Annotated in this window: 15 protein-coding genes; 12 read left to right on the top strand and 3 right to left on the bottom strand. The window is 30.2% G+C overall.

What is annotated here, in order from left to right; all coding sequences use genetic code 11:
• The first annotated feature begins 161 nt into the window (after positions 1-161).
• The 6 genes from Q0762_RS00585 to serS all read left to right on the top strand — a co-directional run bounded on the left by Q0762_RS00585 (position 162) and on the right by serS (position 10,817).
• A complete protein-coding gene (locus Q0762_RS00585) occupies positions 162-3,188 on the top strand; it encodes a TonB-dependent receptor (RefSeq protein WP_298762549.1) in 3,027 nt (1,008 codons plus the stop codon).
• A gap of 15 nt (positions 3,189-3,203) precedes the next feature.
• Positions 3,204-4,715 carry a RagB/SusD family nutrient uptake outer membrane protein gene (locus Q0762_RS00580; RefSeq protein ID WP_298762547.1) on the top strand — a complete coding sequence of 504 codons (1,512 nt, stop codon included), beginning with the start codon at positions 3,204-3,206 and terminating at the stop codon, positions 4,713-4,715.
• 201 nt (positions 4,716-4,916) lie between these two features.
• The gene (locus Q0762_RS00575) at positions 4,917-6,101 is read left to right on the top strand and encodes a glycoside hydrolase family 88 protein (protein WP_298762542.1); all 1,185 of its coding nucleotides are present in this window, start codon (positions 4,917-4,919) and stop codon (positions 6,099-6,101) included.
• A 4-nt stretch (positions 6,102-6,105) separates the two neighbouring features.
• Positions 6,106-8,526 carry a glycoside hydrolase family 2 TIM barrel-domain containing protein gene (locus Q0762_RS00570; RefSeq protein WP_298762537.1) on the top strand — a complete coding sequence of 807 codons (2,421 nt, stop codon included), beginning with the start codon at positions 6,106-6,108 and terminating at the stop codon, positions 8,524-8,526.
• Positions 8,527-8,682: 156 nt separating this feature from the next.
• Positions 8,683-8,823, top strand: coding sequence for a hypothetical protein (locus Q0762_RS00565; protein ID WP_298762535.1), 141 nt, complete (start codon positions 8,683-8,685; stop codon positions 8,821-8,823).
• 719 nt (positions 8,824-9,542) lie between these two features.
• A complete protein-coding gene (gene serS, locus Q0762_RS00560) occupies positions 9,543-10,817 on the top strand; it encodes a serine--tRNA ligase (protein ID WP_298762533.1) in 1,275 nt (424 codons plus the stop codon).
• 144 nt (positions 10,818-10,961) lie between these two features.
• On the opposite strand, the gene Q0762_RS00555 is transcribed toward serS, so the two are convergent.
• On the bottom strand, positions 10,962-11,105 hold the full coding sequence (locus Q0762_RS00555) for a hypothetical protein (protein ID WP_298762532.1): 144 nt from the start codon (positions 11,103-11,105) through the stop codon (positions 10,962-10,964).
• A gap of 124 nt (positions 11,106-11,229) precedes the next feature.
• Here Q0762_RS00555 and Q0762_RS00550 point away from each other — a divergent pair, with 124 nt between their 5' ends.
• Positions 11,230-13,044, top strand: a complete 1,815-nt coding sequence (locus tag Q0762_RS00550) for a tetratricopeptide repeat protein (RefSeq protein WP_298762530.1) — start codon at positions 11,230-11,232, stop codon at positions 13,042-13,044.
• Between the two features lie 80 nt (positions 13,045-13,124).
• Positions 13,125-13,454: a DUF4286 family protein gene (locus Q0762_RS00545; RefSeq protein ID WP_298762527.1), complete on the top strand. Its 330-nt coding sequence runs from the start codon at positions 13,125-13,127 to the stop codon at positions 13,452-13,454.
• An 11-nt stretch (positions 13,455-13,465) separates the two neighbouring features.
• On the opposite strand, the gene Q0762_RS00540 is transcribed toward Q0762_RS00545, so the two are convergent.
• Together Q0762_RS00540 and uxaC are read right to left on the bottom strand one after the other, a co-directional pair.
• Positions 13,466-14,431, bottom strand: a complete 966-nt coding sequence (locus tag Q0762_RS00540; protein ID WP_298762526.1) for a Gfo/Idh/MocA family oxidoreductase — start codon at positions 14,429-14,431, stop codon at positions 13,466-13,468.
• A 39-nt stretch (positions 14,432-14,470) separates the two neighbouring features.
• Positions 14,471-15,874: a glucuronate isomerase gene (uxaC, locus tag Q0762_RS00535; protein ID WP_298762524.1), complete on the bottom strand. Its 1,404-nt coding sequence runs from the start codon at positions 15,872-15,874 to the stop codon at positions 14,471-14,473.
• 204 nt (positions 15,875-16,078) lie between these two features.
• Here uxaC and Q0762_RS00530 point away from each other — a divergent pair, with 204 nt between their 5' ends.
• From Q0762_RS00530 to Q0762_RS00515, 4 genes are all read left to right on the top strand, one after another.
• Positions 16,079-18,388, top strand: a complete 2,310-nt coding sequence (locus tag Q0762_RS00530) for a chondroitinase-B domain-containing protein (RefSeq protein ID WP_298762521.1) — start codon at positions 16,079-16,081, stop codon at positions 18,386-18,388.
• A gap of 61 nt (positions 18,389-18,449) precedes the next feature.
• Complete coding sequence (locus Q0762_RS00525; RefSeq protein WP_298762518.1) at positions 18,450-20,720, top strand: alginate lyase family protein; 2,271 nt, start codon at positions 18,450-18,452, stop codon at positions 20,718-20,720.
• A gap of 8 nt (positions 20,721-20,728) precedes the next feature.
• A complete protein-coding gene (locus tag Q0762_RS00520) occupies positions 20,729-21,106 on the top strand; it encodes a cupin domain-containing protein (protein ID WP_298762516.1) in 378 nt (125 codons plus the stop codon).
• A gap of 312 nt (positions 21,107-21,418) precedes the next feature.
• Positions 21,419-22,123, top strand: a complete 705-nt coding sequence (locus Q0762_RS00515) for a FadR/GntR family transcriptional regulator (protein WP_298762514.1) — start codon at positions 21,419-21,421, stop codon at positions 22,121-22,123.
• Positions 22,124-22,128: the final 5 nt, after the last annotated feature.

Below are 22,128 nucleotides of genomic sequence, written 5' to 3'. Positions count from 1 at the left end.
TTTTCTCTTCTATTTTAATAATGATCTATTTTTCATAAGTTTTAATATAATTAACTTTTTCAAGTTAAATTATTGTTAAGTCAATTACGATCTATATTTGGAAAACCAAACTAAATAAACCAATTTGGTAGACCAATAAACTTTTAACTAAAATCAAATCCATGCTTAAAAAAAACGCAATTAAAAATTTAATTCTAAGCTTTTTCTTGATTGCCTCTGTTGGTGTTTTTGCACAACAGAAAGTAACAGGTAAAGTAACAGATGGAAGTTCTGGAGGAGGAATTCCTCAGGTGAATATTCAAATTAAAGGAAGTTCTGTTGGTACTGCCACAGATTTTGACGGTAACTATTCTATAACCACTAAAAGCGCATCTGATGTTTTAGTTTTTAGTTACTTGGGTTATAAAACACAAGAGATTAAAGTAGGTAGTAAAACAATTGTAAATGTAAAATTAGCAGAAGATGCTAGTTCTCTAGACGAAATCGTTGTCGTTGGTTATGGCTCTCGTAAAAAAAGCGATGTTACAGGCGCAGTTTCTTCTGTAAAATCAGAAGAATTAAATGCTTTTCCTGTGCTAGACGCTGCACAAGCCTTACAAGGTAGAGCAGCTGGTGTGGTTGTACAATCTAACAATGGTGGTGAACCAGGTGCACCAATTAACATACAAATTAGAGGTAATACATCTATTAGTGCAAGTAGTAGTCCTTTAATTGTTGTAGATGGTTTTGTTGGAGCAACAATGCCTCAACCCAATGATATACAGTCTATGGAAATCTTAAAAGATGCTTCTGCAACTGCAATTTATGGTTCTAGAGGTTCTAATGGTGTGGTATTGGTAACAACTAAAAAAGGAAGAATAGGTAAATTAACTGTAGAATATAATTTAAATTATGCTGTGCAAAATACAGTTAATGAGTTAGATTTATTAAATGCAGATCAATTTGCATCTTATCATAGAGCAATAAATCCAGCATATTCACAAGGGCCTGCTAATACAGATTGGCAAGATTTATTGTACAGAGTAGGTAGTACTGCCAATCATCAATTCTCTTTTTCTGGTGGTGCAGAAAATGTAAATTATTACGCTTCTGCAACTTATTTTAAGCAAGATGGTGTAATTATAAATTCAGAATTTGAGAGAATATCTTTTTTATCTAATTTAGATGCTCAAGTTACAGATAAATTAAAATTAGGTTTAAACTTGTTTGGTAGTAGAGGTAATCAAGATGGTGTACCTACGCAATCAACCGGTGAAACTGCAAACGGTGGTGGAGATGATATTGTTTCTTCAGTATTTAGGTTTTCACCAGATTTAGGTGTGCAAGATGCTAATGGTGCAAATACTATTAATTCTGTTGGAGACGATATAGATAATCCATTTGCAGTTGCTACAGAGGGTGTAAATGAAACTAAAGTAGATAATTTTAGAGCTAATTTTTACGCACAATATGATATTATAGAAGGTTTAAATTTTAAAACTACTTTTGGTTATAGTACTAGAAATAGAACGTTAGGTACTTTTAGACCGTCTACATTAATTACAACTGCCGGAAATGGTACTGGTGGTAGAGCTACTATTGCTAATGATAGAGCTACTACAGTAATTAGCGAAAATTATTTAACATATAATGCAGAGCTTGGCAAAGGAAAATTAACTTTATTGGCCGGTTATTCCTACCAAAAGAATAGTACAGATAGATTTTCTACAGGTGCAGAAAACTTTACATCAGATTCTTTTTCATATTTTAATTTAGGATCAGGGGCTACACAGTTAATTCCAACTTCTTCTTTTACAGCATCAGAAATTCAATCTCAATTTGGTAGAATTAATTATGATTATGATGATAAGTATTTATTTACAGCAACTGTAAGAAGAGACGGTGCTTCTAACTTTGCTGCAAATGAGAAATATGCCATTTTTCCTTCTGCTGCATTAGGTTGGAAAGTTTCTAATGAAAAATTCATGGAAGATGTAGAAAAGATTTCTAATTTAAAATTAAGAGCAAGTTACGGTGTTACTGGTAATCAAGCAATTTCGCCTAACCAGTCTTTAGCTAGATTAGGTTCTGTATTTGCACCAATTAATGGGCAATCTGTAATTAATGTAACTCCAGGTCAAATAGCAAATCCTAATTTAAAATGGGAATCTTCTTTTCAAACCAATTTTGGTATAGATTTAGGTTTGTTTGATAACAGAGTTTCCTTATCGGTAGATTACTATAACATAGATACTAAAGATTTAATTATGGCAGATTCTTCTCAACCACAATATTTTGGATTTTTAACATCTAATAGTTTAAGAAATGTAGGTGAAGTAAATAACTCTGGTTTTGAAATTACTTTAAATACAAGAAATATATCTAATGAGAACTTTAGTTGGACTACAGATTTTAACTGGTCTAGAAATAGAAACGAATTTGTAACCTTATTAAATGGAGAAGACTTATTTCAAGATGCGTCTCCAGGATATTTTAACATAGATAGAACACATGTGTTAAGAGAAGGAGAAGCTGTTGGAGTATTTTGGGGTTATGAATATCAAGGAGTTTACCAAGGTGGAGATTTACCTGCAGGTACTGCATTATTACCTGGAAGAGCAGCAGGAGACCAATTATTTACAGATTTAAATGATGATGGAGAAATTACTCCTGGAGAAGATCAACAGATTATTGGAGATCCTAACCCAGATTTTTCTTATGGTATTACTAATAATTTTAGATACAAAAACTTTGATGCCAATATCTTCTTTCAAGGAGTAGCAGGCGGAGACGTTATGAATTTAACAAACGTACAATTGTTTAATGGAGATTCTAATGCAACAACTGCCATCTTAAATTCTTGGACGCCAACTAATACAAATACAGATATACCAAGAGCAGCATTAAGAGGTAAAGAAATTTCGTCTCGTTTTGTAGAAAGTGGTAGTTATTTAAGATTAAAAAACATATCTGTGGGTTATAACATCCCAACAGATATAATTAACAAGTATGGTATAGACAATTTAAGACTATCTTTTAGTGGGCAAAACTTACTTACATTCACCAACTACTCTGGTTTAGATCCAGAAGTTAGTTTCTTTGGTGCAGGTGGTGGTAATAGCGCATCTGCAAATACAGTTAGAGGGTTTGATTTTGGTAATTATCCAACAGTAAGATCTTTTACAATAGGTTTAAATTTAAAATTTTAATAAATACTTAAGAATATGAAAACTTATAAATTTTTAGTGCTACTTTTTGGACTATCAATAGTAGCAAGTTGCTCAGATTTAGAAGAACAACCAATAGGAGTATTAGCTCCAGATGGTTTCTTTAAAACACCAGCAGATATACAAACTGCTGCAAATGCAGCATTTGGGCATATGACCCATGAAGATTTTTGGGGAAGAAAAATGTCTTTACCATTAATGTTAAGAAGTGATATGGTTGCTATTGGAGATCCTACAACAGCAACACGTAGAATAGAACATGACGATTTTAATGTGCCAACAGACAACGGTATGATAAGTGGTTATTGGTTAAGAGTTTACCAAATGATTGCTGCTGCAAACCAAGCTATAGCAGGTGCAGAAGATGTAGACGTAAGTGCAGCTATTAAAAACCCTATTACAGCCCAAGCTTATTTTGCTAGAGCATTTGCGTATTTTCATTTAGTAAGACAATTTGGTGATATACCTTATGTTTCTGAACCTATAACAGATTTAGAAGTTTCTGGATCTATTAGTAAAACTTCAGCAGCGCAAGTTTATGAAAACATTATTGCAGATTTAGAATTTGCGAAACAATGGTTGCCAAATACACAAGTAGCAAGATCTATTCCTGCAAAATCTGCAGCAATATCTTATTTGGCATTAGTGCATTTAACTACTGGTAATTTCCCTGATGCATACTCAGAAGCTATGGAAGTTATTAACCAAGCAGGTACTTTTAATTTAGATTTAGAGCCAGATTTTCAAAATTTATTTGATGCAACAAAAACAGATAATTCGCTAGAACCAATTTTTGTTTTAGATTTTATTGGAGCTAGTAATGGTGATGATGGTAGAGATTATCAAGCTGCTTTAACTGGTATTCGTTCAGATGAACAATATGGTTTAGGTGGTGGATGGTCTGTAGCAGTGCCTTCTTTAGAGGTTTACAATACTTGGGATGATAGAGATTATAGAAAACAGGTAAGTTTTGATGCTACTGGAGTTTTTGATGATAATGTAGAAGATTTCTCAATTTTTAGAAACTTTAATTCTAGAGCAGTTAATAGACCACATATTGCAAAATATACACGCTCGGTTGGTAATTTTGCTACAGGTAATGGTAGAGGTTCAGAAACAAATTATATGATGATGCGTTATGCAGAGGTACTATTAATTGCTGCAGAAGCTGGTAATGAAATTAATAACCCAGACGGAAATATAGAAATGTTATTAAATAGGGTAAGAGCTAGAGCAAGAAATGGATCTGCTTTTCCAGCAGATTTAACAGGTTTAAATCAATCTGCTTTTAGAACTGCAGTTTTAGAAGAAAGAAGATTAGAGTTGGCTTTTGAATTTAAGAGATGGTATGATATTGCTAGAAGAAAATTAGGTACACAAGTATTTAATGCTGCTGGTTTGGAAGGTGAAAAACCTAATTTTGATCCTAATCAAGATTATTTATACCCTTTACCAGAAGAAGAATTAGCGAGAAACCCTAATTTAATGCCAAATAATCCAGGATATTAAGAAACAACATTAGTTGAGTATTTGTTTGAGTTTAAAAGGTGTATAACAGTATAAGTTATGCACCTTTTTTTATGTTTAATTTATATGAAGAATATTTACTAAATAGCTATAAAACAGGGAGTTTTCTTTAATTCGGATTTTTATATACCCTTTTTAGGATATCTATACCTGTAAATATTACTAATTTTAACCCAGAATTTTATGAAACGAATTTTTATGAAACATTATCTTTTTAAATCTATCATTTTTCTCCTTGCACTAAGCACTATACTATCTTGTAAACAGAATAAACAAGAGTATAATGCAGAAAATGCATTAGACATAAGATTTAAAAATTTAAAAAAATACCCTGTAGATTCTTTGGCTTTTCCTAGAAGCTACCAAATAACAAAAGATAAAATTAAAAAAGTACCTTCTAAAGATTGGACTAGTGGATTCTATGCAGGTAACCTTTGGCAGATTTATGAAATAACAAAAGACGAAGCGTATAAAAATTTAGCTAAAAAATGGACTGCCTTTATAGAAAAAGAAAAGTTTAATGATAGAACTCATGACATGGGTTTTAAAGTGTTTTGCAGCTTTGGAAATGGTTTAAATCATGAAAATAACCAAGAATATAAAGATATTATTGTTAAAAGTGCACAAACTTTAATTACCAGGTATAATGATACTGTAGAGAGTATTCGTTCTTGGAGTTTTAATAAAGAACGTTGGGATTTTCCGGTAATTATAGACAATATGATGAATTTAGAATTATTGTTTGAAGCTACCAAAATTTCTAAAGATTCTACCTTTCATAAAATTGCAGTAAAACACGCAAACACTACCTTAAAAAACCATTTTAGAGCAGACAATAGTACTTGGCATGTATTAGATTATAACCCAACAAAAGGTAATGTTAGAATGCGAGTAACACACCAAGGAATAAATGATGATTCTTCTTGGGCACGCGGACAAGGTTGGGCAATTTATGGTTTTACAATGGCGTATAGATATACAAAAGATAAAAGATATTTAAATCAGGCAAAAGCAACAGCTGCTTTTGTTTTAAATCATAAAAATTTGCCAGAAGATGGTATTCCTTATTGGGATTATGATGCGCCAAACATACCAAATGAACCTAGAGATGTTTCTGCAGGAGCAATTGTAGCCTCTGCTCTAATTGAGCTATATGGTTTCACAAAAGAAGAAAGCTATTTAAATTACAGTAAAAAGTTCTTAAAAAACGTACAAACATCAACCTACATATTACCAGGAAATATTGAGGCACCATTTATTTTAGACCATAGTTCTGGAGATTGGTCTAAAAGAGCAGAAATGGATGAACCAATAGTTTATGGAGACTATTATTTTTTAGAAGCTTTACTAAGAATAAAATCACTTTAAACTTATGAAAATTAAATACAAAATAACAACAACCTTATTTGTACTTACTTTAGTTGTAAGTGCTTTATTAACTTCTTGTAAAGATACAGTTGCAGATGCAGTAACAAGAACAAAAACAAATATTAATAAAAACTGGCAATATTTAGAAAACGATACACAAAATATTGCAGAAGCATTACAATTAAAAAGCTGGCAAATTATAGATTTACCACATTCTTGGAATAGTTTAGATGCTACAGATGTAGTAGCAGGTTATAGAAGAAGCAGCAGTTGGTACAAAAAAAATATAGATATTAAGGTAAGTTCTAATGCAACTTACGAACTGTATTTTGAGGGGGTAAATATAACATCAGAAGTATTTGTAAATGGTAAAAAAGTTGGTGGCCATATTGGAGGTTATATTGGTTTTACCATTGATATTACAAACGCTGTAAAAAACGGATTAAATGAAATTGCTGTTAGAGCAGACAATAGTTACAATCCAGAAATTATTCCATCTCAAAAGAGCGATTTCTTTATTTATGGAGGAATTACTAGAGATGTTTTTTTACAGACAAAACCTAAAACACATTTAGCCAATTTAAAATATACAACCCCAAAAGTATCTGCACAAAATGCTACTTTAGAAGCAACTGTTGCAGTAGTTAATGCTAATTCTGGTGCAAAAGTAAAAGCTGTTTTATTAGATACAGATGGTAAAGCTGTTGCAGAAAAAGATTTTTCTGTTATCAATAATAACGCAAAAATAAATTTTAACAGTATCTCTAATCCAAAACTATGGGATACAAAAAACCCTAATCTTTATACAATTCAAGTTTCTTTAATTCAAAATGATAAAATTTTAGATGAAGTTTCTAGCCAAGTTGGTTTTAGATGGTTCGAATTTAAAGAATATGGTGCTTTCTTTTTAAACGGAAAACGTTTACTTTTAAGAGGAACACACAGACATGAAGAACACGCTGGCGTTGGTGCTGCAATGAGCAATACACAACACAGAGCAGATATGGAATTGATTAAAGAAATGGGAGCCAATTTTGTGCGTTTGGCACATTACCCACAAGATCCAGAAATTTACAAAGCTTGTGATGAGTTGGGTTTATTAGTTTGGGATGAGTTGCCTTGGTGCAGAGGTGGTGTTGGAAACAATACTTGGCAGAATAATACAAAGAATATGCTAACAGAAATTATTAACCAAAACTACAATCATCCAAGTATAATAATTTGGTCTTTAGGAAACGAAATGTATTGGTTACCAGATTTTGAAGGAGGTGGAAATACTGAAAAAATAAGTGCATTTTTATCTGAAATTAATGATTTGGCCCACAAATTAGATCCAACAAGAAAAACAGCCATTAGAAAATTTTATGAAGGTGCAGATATTGTAGATGTATTTTCACCATCCATTTGGTCTGGTTGGTATTCTGGTAGTTACAAAAGCTACCAAAAAGCAATAGACAAATACAAAAAGCAATACAAAGCTTTTTTACATGCAGAATATGGCGGTTCTAGCCATCTTGGGCGCCATACAGAAAACCCAATTACTGGCGAAGGTAAAATACAAGCAGATGGCTGGGAAGAAGCCATTGTGCAAACAGATGTAGCCAATATTGCACAAATTGGTGATTGGTCTGAAAACTATATTGTAGATTTATTTGATTGGCATTTAAGAATATCTGAAAACGATGATACTTTTGTTGGAAACGTGCAATGGGCTTTTAAAGATTTTGGTACACCTTTAAGACCAGAAAACGCAATCCCTTATATGAATCAAAAAGGATTAGTAGATAGAGCAGGAAATAAAAAAGATGCTTTTTATGTATTTAAAAGTTATTGGAGCCAAGAACCTTTTACATATATAGAATCTCATACTTGGACGGAAAGGCAAGGACCAAAAGGTTTGGCAAGAGATATTAGTGTATACTCAAATTGCCCTGAAGTAGAGCTGTTTTTAAACGGAAAATCTTTAGGTGTTAAAAAGAGAAATACTTTAGATTTTCCTGCCGCTGGTTTAAATTGGAAATTACAATTTAAAGACGGTAAAAACACTTTGGTTTCTGAAGGAAAAACCAAAGATGGCAAAATTTTTAAAGACGAACTAGAAATTAATTATAGATATACTAAAAATGGCAAAGCCAAATTTTTAAAACTAGATTATGAAGCGTTAGAAAATGGTAATTTTTTAGTTACTGCTGTTGCAGAAGATGCAAAAGGCTTACGTTGTTTAAATTATGAAAATAGAGTGTACTTTCAATGTTTGTCTGGCGGAGAAGTTCTTAAAAGTTTAGGAACACCAACAGGAAGCGAAATTATAGAAATGGCAAATGGTAAGGCGTCTATTGAAGTTGTAAGAGAAAATAAAAATAAATCTGTAAAAGTAATGGTGTTAAACCAAAATTTTAAAGGAACCTACTTAACCATAAAATAATATTATTGCTGTCTAAGAAATAAGACCCCCGAAAATTATAAAATTCAACTTGTTAGAAAAAGGAAATATTTTTTTTATCACTTTATAACATACAAGTAAAACTTTTCTTAGACAGCTTTCTTTATTATTTAACTTACGGTTTACTTTGTTTAAATTATGAAGTTAGCGTTTGTTTTTAATATGTATGATGTAGCAGTACTTAAAATTTTAAGAATATCAAAAAGAACCAAAGTTATAGCAATAGAAAATGCTAAGACTTTTATTAAAGTAATTAGAGAAAATAAAAATAAACCATAGAGGTAATGGTTTTAAATCAAAATTTAAAAGAACCTATTTAACTATATAAAAATATTTATTGCTGTCTAAGAATTAAAGCCCCCAATTAAGTAAATTCAACTTGTTAGAAAAAGGAAATAATTTTTTATCACTTTATAAAATACAAGTTCATCTTTTCTTAGACAGCTTTCTTTTTTTGTTAATTTATGTTTTTTAGATTACGAAGTTAGCGTCTGCTTTTAATACATATTAGTGTAGCAGTTCTTAAAAGTTTAAGAACACCAAAAAGAAGCAAAGTTATAGCAATAGAAAACGCTAAGGCGTTTAGTAAAGTAATTAGAAAAAATAAAAATAAACCATAGAAGTAATAGTTTTAAATCAAAATTTAAAAGAACCTATTAACTATATAAAATATTTATTGCTGTTTAAGAAATAAATTCCCCCGATTAATTAAATTGAACTTGTTAAAAAAAGGAAATAATTTTTATTCCTTTACAAAATACAAGTATAACTTTTCTTAGACAGCTTTCCTTTTATCAATTTATTTAAGATTTATTTCTGTTGCGTTAAGGATTGCAGTGGAAAGCCCACAGCGAGGTTACGAGCGAGGACTTGTAACGAAAAGCCTGACCCTTGTGGTAACGCCCAAAAAACAAAAAATTACAGCTCTTTTTTTAAGATAGGAAACCGTGGCAATTCCCTGCACAAATTATATATTTGCAATCTTAAATATTTAGATAATGTTACAGGTACAATTTATTAGAGAAAACCAAGAAATAGTTTTAGAAGGTTTAGCAAAACGTAATTTTGCAGATGCTAAAAGTATTGTGAAAAAGGTTTTAGATACAGACGAAAGTAGAAGAGCTACACAGGTTTCTTTAGACGATGTATTGGCAGAATCTAATAAATTATCTAAAGAAATTGGTGGTCTTTTTAAGGCTGGTGAAGTACAAAAAGCTAATATTTTAAAAGAAAAAACAGGGCAATTAAAAGAGGATTCTAAGGCTTTGTCTGAGCAATTAAATACACTGTCTGAAGATTTACAAGAACTGTTATATCAGATACCAAATATACCGCACGCTTCTGTAAAAGCTGGTAATTCTGAAGAGGATAATGAGAAGATTTTTAGTGAAGGTACGATACCTGATTTAGGTGAAAATGCTTTGCCACATTGGGAATTGGCTAAGAAATATGATATTATAGATTTTGAACTTGGGAATAAAATTGCTGGTGCAGGTTTTCCTGTTTACAAAGGAAAAGGAGCAAGATTGCAACGTGCATTAATCAATTATTTTTTAGATAAAAATATAGAAGCAGGCTATAAAGAATACCAAGTGCCGCATTTGGTTAATACAGCATCTGCAACGGCAACTGGGCAATTGCCAGATAAAGATGGGCAAATGTACCATGCAACAGAAGATAATTTATTTTTAATCCCAACTGCAGAGGTACCAATTACCAATATGTTTCGTGGTAATTTATTAAAGGAAACAGATTTTCCGATAACTGCAACAGGTTATACACCTTGTTTTAGAAGAGAAGCAGGTAGTTATGGTGCACATGTGCGTGGTTTAAATAGATTGCATCAATTTGATAAAGTAGAAATTGTTAGAATAGAACACCCAAATAATTCTTACAATGCTTTAAATGATATGGTAGAGCATATTAAAAATATTTTACGCGAATTAAAGTTACCGTACAGAATTTTACGCTTGTGTGGTGGAGATACTGGTTTTACGGCTGCATTAACATTTGATTTTGAATTGTTTTCTACAGCGCAAGACCGTTGGTTAGAAATAAGTTCTGCTTCTAATTTTGAAACTTTTCAAGCAAATAGATTAAAATTGCGTTTTAAAAATGAAACCGGTAAAAGTGAGTTGGCGCATACTTTAAACGGTAGTTCTTTAGCATTACCAAGAGTTTTAGCAGGAATTTTAGAAAACTACCAAACTGCAGAAGGCATTAAAATACCAGATGTTTTGGTACCTTATTGTGGTTTTTCTATGATTAATTAAACTTTTGAATTGGCTATTTTTAGTTTTCAATTAGCAGTTTAATTTCTAGCTTTAAATACTTAAAAAGTAACTAAATTAATGGCAAGAGTATGCAACTTTTTTTTAGCAAATGTTTACAAGATAATGAGCGTTAAGCTTTGCATTTTAGTTCGCAACAACAGCAATCATTAATTTCTTGTACTTATTCATTTCTGTTAAAGATTGTAAATAAGCAGAAATTTGTCCGTTTTTCATATATTCTTTAGCATTGGTTTTTGCTATTTCGTATTGTCTAGAAAAGGTGTTCATAATTTTAAATTTAATTAGTTCTATACCTTAAGACAATTTTTGTGCCAAAACCTTACAAGCAGATATAAAAATAGATTTGTTTTCTTTAAAAATTAACATTTATGTTGGTTATCTTTGAATTTAAATGAAGAAAATTGTTTTAATTATACTACTAATAACCAGTTCTTTTGGTTTTGCTCAAAACGCAAAACAAAAAGAAGCGCGTAATGATTATTTGCTGGCAGAAAATTATTACAGAGAAGGTGCATATGAAAAAGCGACTCAGATTTACAAAAAACTGTACGAATATTCGCCATTTAATACTACATATTTAGGTCGTTTGGTAACCTGTTACCAAGAAACAGATAATTTTTTAGAAGCAGAAAAACTTTTAAAACAAAGAATAAAGGCGAATGAGAAGCAGGTTTATTTATTTGTGTATTTAGGTTATAATTTTGAAAGACAAGGACAAAAAGAAAAGGCGCAAGAAAATTATGCTATTGCTTTAAATACGCTTGAAAAAAACAGTTCTTATGGTGGTTTAGTGGGTAAATTATTTAAAGATTTTAACCTTTTAGATAAGGCTATTTTGGCTTATGAAACTGCAATGGCTAGCAATAAAAACGCAAACTATAGTTTTCAAATAGCCCAAATATATGGCGAAAAAGGTGCTTATAAAGAAATGTTTGAGTCTTACATAAACATGATAGATAAAAACGAGCAGTATTATAGTGTAGTGCAACGTTATGCCAGTAAATACATTACAGATGATTCTGAGAATGAAGCCAATATTTTATTTAGAAAAACATTATTAAAAAAATCTTTAAGTAAGCCAAAAGATGTTTGGAATGTACTATTAAGCTGGTTATTTACGCAGCAAAATCAATATGAAAAAGCATTATTACAAGAAAAGGCACTCTATAAAAGATTGCCAGAAGATTTAAATGCTATTTTTACATTGGGTAAAATTGCGTTTGAAAATGGTGCTTATGATGCTTCTTTAAAATGTTTTAATTTTATTGTAGAAAATACTACTTTTAAAAACGAAGCAATAAATGCGCAGTTATTTAGGGCAAAAATAGCGGTTGCAACAAAAGATTCAGAAACTAGAATTCTTTTTGAAAATCTTTTTAAAGAATACGGTAAAAATGCAGCAACTATTAATTTGCAAGTAGCTTATGCAGATTTTTTAACTTTTTCTGAAAACCAACCAGAAGAAGCAAAAATGGCGTTATCAGAAGCATTAGGTTATGCAAATTCTAAATTTACAAAGGCAAGAATTAAATTAAAATTAGGTGATGTTCTAGTGTTTACAGGAAAATACAACAAAGCTTTAATTTATTTTTCGCAAATACAAACTGAATTAAAAAACCACGAGTTGGGGCAAGAAGCCCGTTTTAAAGTTGCACAAACTAGTTATTTTAAAGGAGATTTTGAGTGGGCAAAAGCACAAGCAAAAGTTTTAAAAGGTTCTACAACACAGTTAATTGCAAATGATGCTGTAGAATTATTTTTAAAAATTTCTGATAATGAACCTGTAGATTCCATTCCGTCTGGTTTAAAACAATTGGCAAATGCAGAATTATTGGCTTTTCAAAATAAAGATGCAGCTGCCTTGTCTGAATTAGACAAGTTAATTAATACCAAAGATATTTTAATAAATGGTTTAATTCCTGGTGAAGTAATTTATGACGATGTCTATTTTTTTAAAGCCAAACTATTAATCAAACAAAAAAAATATGAAGAAGCAATTGTAGATTTGGCTAAAATTGTTGCTGCAGATAATCAAGGTTTTTTAACAGATGATGTCTATTTTTTAATAGCAGAAACCTATAAAAAATTGAATAACTTTGAGAAAGCAAAAGAATATTATCAGAAAATAATTTTTGAACAACCTGCCAGTATTTTTTTAGTTGATGCCAGAAAAAAATATCGAAAGTTAAGAGGAGATGTATTATAGTATCCTACTTTTGGTAGTTGGTTAAGTGTTGTATTTTATAAAACTATTAAAAGTAATTCACCAAAAAGTAATCATAAAAAATGTATATATATAACGTAACTGTAAATATAGACGATGCTGTTCATGAGGAATGGCTGAATTGGATAAACTCTAAAATAAATCAAGTTTTAGATACAGGTAAATTTACATCTGCAAAACTTACAGAAGTTTTGGTAACAGAAGAAATGGGTGGCAAAACCTATTCTGTACAATATACAACGCAGAGTAAAGAAATATTAGATGCATACTATAAAGAAAACGCTAGTCTTATGCAAGCAGAAGGTATTCAGAAATTTGGTGCTAATATGTTAACATTTAGAACAGAATTACGTGTTGTACAAGAGTTTTTTCCTAAAAGTACTAGTAATTAAGTTGGTTTAAACTAATTAATAAAACCATCTATAACTTGCATAACAGTAACGCCATTTTGTAAAACACAAGGGTTTTGTTCTTTACCCAAAAAGTAAGCTACAGCACTGGTTATCATTGGGTGTTGAATGTTTTCTGGGTTTTTAAACGTAAAAACTTCTTCTTTGCCATTGTTGTTTAAATAGACTTTTTCGCCATAAAAAGAAAAGGTAATTGTACCGTTTTCGCCATAAATTTTACATTCGTCTTTGGTTTCATTTTCATTGGCATTAAAATTCCAAATTCCTTGAAATTGCACACCACTTTTAAAGCGAATTATACCGTTAACTAAATCGTGTACATTATGCACTTCATTTGCCGTTGCAAAACCATGAAAAGATTCAATTTCACCAAAATAATTTAACAATAAATCTATTTGATGTGGTGCAATATCATTAAAATAACCACCACCAGAAACAGCAGGATTTAAGCGCCATTGGTCTTCTGTTTGTGCAATTATTTTATTTTCTTTTGCTTGAAAAATATTTATTTGTGCACATTGTACTTTACCAATTGCATTGGCTTCTAGCAATTCTTTAACCTTTACAAAAGCGGGTAATTTTCTTCTGTAATGTGCCACTACAATTTTATGGCTATCGTTTACAATTTTTTCTAATTCTAAGGCTTCTTTGTAATTTAATGCGATAGGTTTTTCTAAATAAATTAATTTATTTTTTGCTAAACATTTTTTGGCAATGGCTAAATGTGTATTTGGTGGTGTAGCAATATAAACGGCATTAATTTCTGGGTTTTTTAGTAAATCATCTACAGAATCGTACCAAAAAGGTACATTGTGCCTTTTGGCAAAATCTTCTGCTTTTGCAGTATTTCTGCGCATTACTGCAACTAATTTAGAGTTAGCTACTTTGTTAAAAGCAGGTCCACTTTTTACTTCTGCAACATCACCTGCGCCTATAATTCCCCAGTTAATTGTATTCATTTTTTTTTACTTTAAATTCTTCTTAAAGTGAAGAAATGTTTATTTAAAATTGAAGTAGTTTTTTGCGTTGTAATAGCAAATATCGCTTACAATTTTGCCTAAAAAAGCTTCGTCTGCTGGTAATTCTCCATTTGCGACATCTGTACCAATGGCGTTGCATAAAATGCGTCTAAAATATTCGTGTCTTGGAAACGATAAAAAGCTTCTAGAATCTGTTAACATTCCAACAAAACAAGATAATAAACCTAAATTAGATAAAGCATTAATTTGTTTTTCCATACCATCTTTTTGGTCTAAAAACCACCAAGCAGCGCCATATTGCATTTTTCCTTTAATAGTACCATCATTAAAATTACCAACCATGGTTGCAAAAACTTCACTATCTGCAGGATTTAAATTATAAACAATTGTTTTTGCCAATTGATTGGTACTATCTAATCTATTTAAAACGCCACTTAAGGCTTTTGCTTGAGATAAATCTCCTATAGAATCAAAACCTGTATCTGGGCCTAATTCGTCTAACAATCTTTTATTGTTATTTCTAATAGCACCTAAGTGAAATTGCTGTGTCCAACCAATTTTATGGTACATTTTACACAATTCAATAACAGTTTTAAACTTAAAGAATTCAACTTCTTCTGTGCTTAGTACTTTATGTTCTTTTACTTTTTTAAATAGAGATTGAATGTCATAAATATCGTTTTCAAAGAAAGACAATTGTTCAAAACCATGGTCTGAAAGTCTACCACCACTTTCATTAAAGAAATGAATTCTACTTTCTAAGGCTTTTAATAAATCATCATAATTATTAATATTGATGTTAGAAACTGTTGCTAATTTTGATAAATATTGATTGTAAGTAGTTGTGTTTTCAACAGCGAAAGAATTATCTGGTCTAAAAGTTGGAAACGTTTTTACTTTATTAGCATCCTTTAAAGTGGCAATATGATGTTCTAGAGAATCTGCAGGATCATCTGTAGTACATAAACTTTCTACATTTTGCATTTTTAACAAACCGTTTGCAGAATGCGATTTTTGTTGAAGAATTTTAGAGGTTTTCTCATAAATTTCTTCAGCATTTTCTGGCGTTAGAATTTCATTAATATTAAAATAAGCTTTTAACTCTAAGGCAGTCCAATGAAAAAGAGGATTTTTTATGGTGTAAGGTACAACTTCTGCCCATTTTAAAAACTTTTCTTTGTCTGTTGCGTTACCTGTAATGTATTTTTCATTGATGCCAAATGCACGCATTGCACGCCATTTGTAATGGTCTCCATACAACCACACTTGTGTAATGTTTTCAAACTGTTTGTCGTTTGCAATATCATTTGGTGGCAGGTGATTATGATAATCTATAATAGGTAATTTCTTTGCAAAATTGTGGTATAATTTTTCTGCAAAATCGTTTTTTAGTAAAAAATTTTCTGTTAAAAAAGGCTTCATTTATTCTTTTATTTCTTGGTATAAAGATAAAAATATTTCAGGTAAAATAAAGCGATTTAAAAGATATAATTATACAAAATAATAGCGTTTATTATAGTTATTATGATGGTTTGTAGGTTTAAAATTTTAATAATTCAAATTAACTTCCTATATTTGGTAAACCAAGCTGGTTTACCAATTTTAAATCAACACAAAATACCTTTTATGTTTAAAAATTATGCATTAATAATTTGCTTGTTTCTAGTAATTTCTTGCAATAAAAAATCTGTAAATACTATTTTAGTTAGCAATGTTACAGCATTACAAAATGCTTTAAAAAGTGTAAAGGCAGGCGATAACATTGTTTTAAAAGATGGTATTTATAAAGATGTAGAAATTCAGTTTATTGGCGAAGGAACTAAAGAAAATCCAATAACTTTAAAAGCAGAAAATGCAGGTAAAGTTTTTATAGAAGGCGTTTCTAGCCTAGAAATTAGTGGGAATTACTTACAAGTAGAAGGTTTGTTTTTTAGAAATGGATATTCTCCTAAAAAAAATGTAATTGCTTTTAGAACAAGTGAAAAAAATGTTGCAAACCATAGTAAAGTTACCAATTGTGTAATTTTAGATTTTAATAATTTAGAAAGAGATCAAGACAATTTGTGGGTACAATTGTATGGTAAACACAACCAATTTAGCAACAATTATTTAGCAGGAAAAACAAATGGTGGGCCAACATTAAGAGTAGATTTAAAAGGAAACCAAAGCATAAGAAATTACCATAAAATTATAAATAATCATTTTGGACCAAGACCAAGAAAAGGTGGTGCAAGAGGAGAAACCATACAGTTAGGAAGTAGTTTTACATCTATGAGTCCAAGTAACACGTTAATTGCGAATAACTTATTTGAAGAGTGTAATGGAGAAGTAGAAATTATTTCTAGTAAAACCAATTTTAACATCATTAGAAATAATGTCTTTTACAAAAGTGAAGGCTCTGTAGTTACAAGACATGGTAATTATGTAACTGTAGATGGAAATTATTTTATTGGAGATGGCGTAAACGAACAATTTGGTGGAATTAGAATTATAAATACTGGGCATTGGGTTACCAATAATTTATTTTATAAAATTAAAGGAAAAAATTTTAGAAGCCCTATTGCTGTAATGAACGGAATTCCAAAATCGCCACTAAACAGATACAACCAAGTTACAGATGTTGTGGTTGCTTACAATACGTTTGTAGATTCAGATGCACCTTTTCAGTTTGGTGTTGGTCAAAATTTGGCACAAAAAGATGTGTTGCCAAAATCTGAAATTCGTTCTGCAAGAGCTTTAAGAACCGAAGTTGTAAACAATGTAATTTATAATTCTAAAGGAGATGAAAATCCAATTATTGAGCATGACAAAGCAGATGGAGTAACTTTTAAAAGTAACGTTATAGACAATAATGGTGTTGCAATTAAAAATGCACACGGTTTAATTTCTAAAGATTTAAAATTAACAGATATTGGTACAAATCTATCTGTTCCTGTTAATGGTTTTGCAGATGTTGCCATTTATAAAGGTTTCGATTTTGAAGTAATTAAAAACGATTTACTAGGGAATTCGAGAGAAAAAAACAACCAAATAGGAGCTGTTTTAAGTTCAGAAAACATCAATTTAAATTTGTTGGATAAAACAAAATATGGTGCCAATTGGTTTTCTAATGAAGTTGAAGCTAAAGAACCAAAAACGCATGTTGTAGCTAATTCTGATGAATTAGTTGCAAAACTAAAAACTGCTGAAAAAGGAGATATTATTGATTTAGGTTTAGGTGTTTTTAAAGTTGATAAATCTTTAGTAATCGATAAATCTATAACAATACAAAGTTCAGGAGATGGAAAAGCTTTAATTGTTTTTTCTGGTGAAGAAAATACACCTCTTTTTGAACTAAATCCTTATGGAAAACTAACTGTTAAACAAGTTATTTTAGAAGGGAACAACAACAATTACGCTTTTGCAAGTTTAAAAAAGAACATGTCTAATCATTTTGGATTAACAGTTTCAATGTGTGAAATCAGTAATTTTAACTATGTTTTAAAAGTGTATAAACAATCATTTTCAGAAGAAATTACTTTTGAAAGTTCTTCAATAACAAATTGTGAAAATGGTTTAGAATTGTCTGAAGAAACCAATGACAGAGGAGATTATAATACAGAATATTTAACCATAAATAATTGTACTTTTAACACTGTAAAACAAAATGTAATAGATTATTATAGAGGTGGTTATGATGAATCTACCATTGGTGGAAATCTTTTAGTAACAAATAGCAGATTTACAAATTGTGGTGCTAAAGAAAAAAACAAAAGACTTTTAAATCATAATGGAATTCATAATGTACATATTAACAACAACACTTTTAAAAATAATAAAGTAGATTTTGTTTCCATTTTATGGGGAGCTAAAAATAATTTTGCTTCTGATAATACTTTTGTAAATTCTGGCAACATTAAAACAGAACAAAATTTAAAACAAACACTACTATATTAGCAATTACTTTTTTAGTAAACCGAATTAGCTAACCAATTTTATTATCTTTAATAAACCATAAATGACAGTAAAAAAACAATTTTATACTTTTCTTATTTGTACCCTTTTAACGCTAGTTTCTTGTCAGGAAAAAAAAGAAATAAAAGCAGTTAAAACTGGTAGTCATCCTAATTTAATTTTAACAACAAAAAGCGTATCAGAAATAAAAGCCAATTTAGGCAATACACCAATTTTAGATAAAACGCTAAAAAAAACTATAGCAGAAGTAGATGCTGCTTTAGAAAAAGGAATCGATGTACCAATGCCAGAAGATATGGCTGGTGGTTATACACATACACAGCATAAATTAAATTATGCAAATATGCAGAAAGCAGGTGTTTTGTTTCAGTTGTTAGACGATGAAAAATATGCAATTTTTGTAAGAGATATGCTTTTGGAATATGCAAAAATATTTCCAACTTTTAATACGCACCCAGAACCTAGAAGTTATGCAACAGGTAAGTTTTTCTGGCAATGTTTAAATGATTCTAATTGGTTAACATACACCAGTCAAGCTTACGATTGTATTTACTCTTGGTTGCCTAAAGAACAAACAGATTATTTGAATAAAAATTTGTTTAGACCTTATGCCGATTTTTTATCCGTAGAAAATCCAAAATATTTTAACAGAGTACACAATCACTCCACTTGGGGTAATGTAGCTGTTGGTATGATTGGTTTGGTAATGGGTGATGATGAATTAATAAACAGAGCTTTGTATGGTTTAGATAAAAGTAATGTAGATTTAACAGAAAAGGATAATGATGGAGGTTTTATTTATGATAAAGATGGAAAAGCAGGTTTTTTAGCCAATGTAGATTCACCTTTTTCTCCAGATGGTTTTTATACAGAAGGTCCATATTACCAACGTTATGCCATGTATCCTTTTTTAATTTTTGCAGCAGCACTTCAAAATAAAAAACCAGCTTTAAAGATTTTTGAATATAAAAACGGCGTTTTAATAAAAGCAGTAGATGCTTTGTTAAATTTAACAGACGCAGATGGCGAATTTTTCCCTCTAAATGATGGGCAAAAAGGAATGTCTTATTTTACACCTTCTTTGGTTTCTGCTGTAAATATTGCATATTATTATGGCAAACAAGATGCAAGATTATTATCAGTAGCTAAAAAACAAGGAAGTGTTCAGTTGGATGCAACAGGTTTAAAAGTAGCCATAGCTTTAAAAAATGGAGAAGAAAAACCATTTATAAAACAGTCTATGCAATTATCAGACGGTTCTAAAGGAGATGAAGGTGGTATAGGAATTTTACGTTATAATCATAAAGATGAAACCATGGCTTTGGTATATAAATATGCAGCACAAGGTTTAAGTCATGGACATTATGATAAATTGTCTTTTTCTATGTATGAAAATGGTGAAGAAGTTTTGCAAGATTATGGTTTATCTCGTTTTGTAAACGTAGCGCAAAAAAATGGTGGAGGTTATTTAAAAGAAAATAAAACCTATGCAAAACATACCATTGCACATAATACCATTACACAAAATGAAACTTCACACTTTAATTACGATTTTGAAGCTGGAAGTAAAAATCACCCAGAAAAATATGTTTTTAATGTTGCCGATGAAAATTTTCAGATGGTAAGTGCAAAAGAAAAAAACGCTTATCCAGGAACAGAAATGCACAGAACTTTTATAATGATAAAAGATGAAAGTTTAGCAAAACCATTTATTGTAGATATATGTAAAGTAGCATCAGAACAAAAAAATCAATACGATTTACCATTTCATTATTTTGGGCAAATTATTTCGACTAGCTTTAAATATGAAGTTCCAAAAACACTTTCTATTTTAGGACAAAAACACGGTTATAATCATATTTGGAAAGAAGGTAGTGGAACTGCAAATGCAGAAAGTATTCAATTTACATGGTTAGATAATAGAAAATTTTATAGCCTAACTGCTGCTACCAATAAAAATGATGAAATTATTTTAGCAAGAATTGGTGCCAATGATCCTGAGTTTAATTTGCGCAAAGATCCATCTATCATCATTAGAAAAAAGAATACACAGAATACAGTTTATGCTTCTATTATAGAGTCTCATGGAACTTATAATCCTGTAAAAGAAGTTGCACATAATGCGTATAGTAATTTTAAAAATATTAAAGTTTTAAGTGATGATGCCAATTACACTGCTGTGAAACTTCAATTTAAAAACGGTAAAGAAAAAACAATTATACTAGCTAATTTAGAGCATTCTAAAGATAAAAAACATACTATAAACATACATAACAAGAACTACAATTGGGTAGGTGCTTATTATTACAAATAACAAATAAGATGAAAAGATTTAGCGAAAAATACATTACAACAAAAGAAATAAAGTGGGAAGAACTTGGTGGCGGAGTATCAAGAAAATTTTTAGGGTATGATAACCAAATAATGATGGTTAGAGTAAAGTTTGAAGAAGGTGCATTAGGCGCACCACACCAACATTTTCATACACAAGCAACTTTTTGTGTTTCTGGTAAATTTGAATTTGAAATTGATGGAGAAAAGAAAATAGTAGAAGCTGGAGACGGCGTATATATTGAGCCTAATTTAATGCACAGTGCAGTTTGTTTAGAAGCAGGAGAATTAATAGACACTTTTAGCCCAGTAAGAGAAGATTTTTTAAGTGGAGATGCAGTTTCTTATTTTGGAGACAATAAATCTTAACTTTAATAAAAATGCTACCTCTTTATTAAATTAATATACTTTATAACATGTATTTACTTGCAATGGTTTATTTTTTTAATGATGAAATACAAACAAGACAAAAACAAAAATGTAAATTTAATTGATAAAAATTCAATTTTAAACTAGATGAAATAACCCTATAAATTTTTTTGAAATCAACTGTTGATAGGGAACTTACTGTACAACAAAATTGTTTTGTTGTAGTATTAAAATTACAAGTAATATTAAGTATTTTAATAAATAGTACTATTTTTGTTTTGCTTAGACTAAAGATGTAATTAATTATAAGCTATGAAGTTAGAGACAACCGCAAAAACAGATAATTCAGACATTCAAAAAGAGATTATTTCTAAAATAGGAGCGTTAATTAATTTTAAAAACCTAGAACCAGGAGATAAATTACCTTCAGAAAGAATGTTGTCTGATAAATTTGGTGTTTCTAGAAGCAATGTGCGGGAAGCAATTCAAAAATTAGAATTCTATGGAATTTTAAAATCCATACCACAAAGTGGTACATTTGTGGCAGACATTGGTGTAATTGCCATGAATGGGATGATTGAAGATATACTTCGTTTAGACGAAACAGATTTTAAATCTTTAGTAGAAACTAGAATTTTATTAGAATTAAAAACAGTTAGATTAGCAGCAACTAGAAGAACAGAAAAAGATTTAGCGTATATTAAAGATGCTTTAAACGCTTACAGAGATAAGGTTCTTAATGGAGAAAATGCCGTACAAGAAGACTTATTATTTCATTTAGCCATTGCAAAAGCTAGTGGAAACAGTACTATGAATAATTTTATGCTAATAATTATTCCAGAAATAATTACAAACTTTCAAAAACACCATGTTTGCGATGCTGGTTTATCTCAAAGAGGTATTGCAGAACACCAAGCAATTTTTGATGCTATTAAAGATCAAAATCCACAATTGGGCAAACAAAAAATGAAAGATCATTTTAAAGAATTGTACCAATATTGCTATCATACAGATTAATCATC

This window comes from uncultured Polaribacter sp., from assembly GCF_947495205.1.
In the GTDB taxonomy this organism is placed as follows: domain Bacteria; phylum Bacteroidota; class Bacteroidia; order Flavobacteriales; family Flavobacteriaceae; genus Polaribacter.
This window is presented reverse-complemented; position numbering and strand designations above follow the sequence as displayed.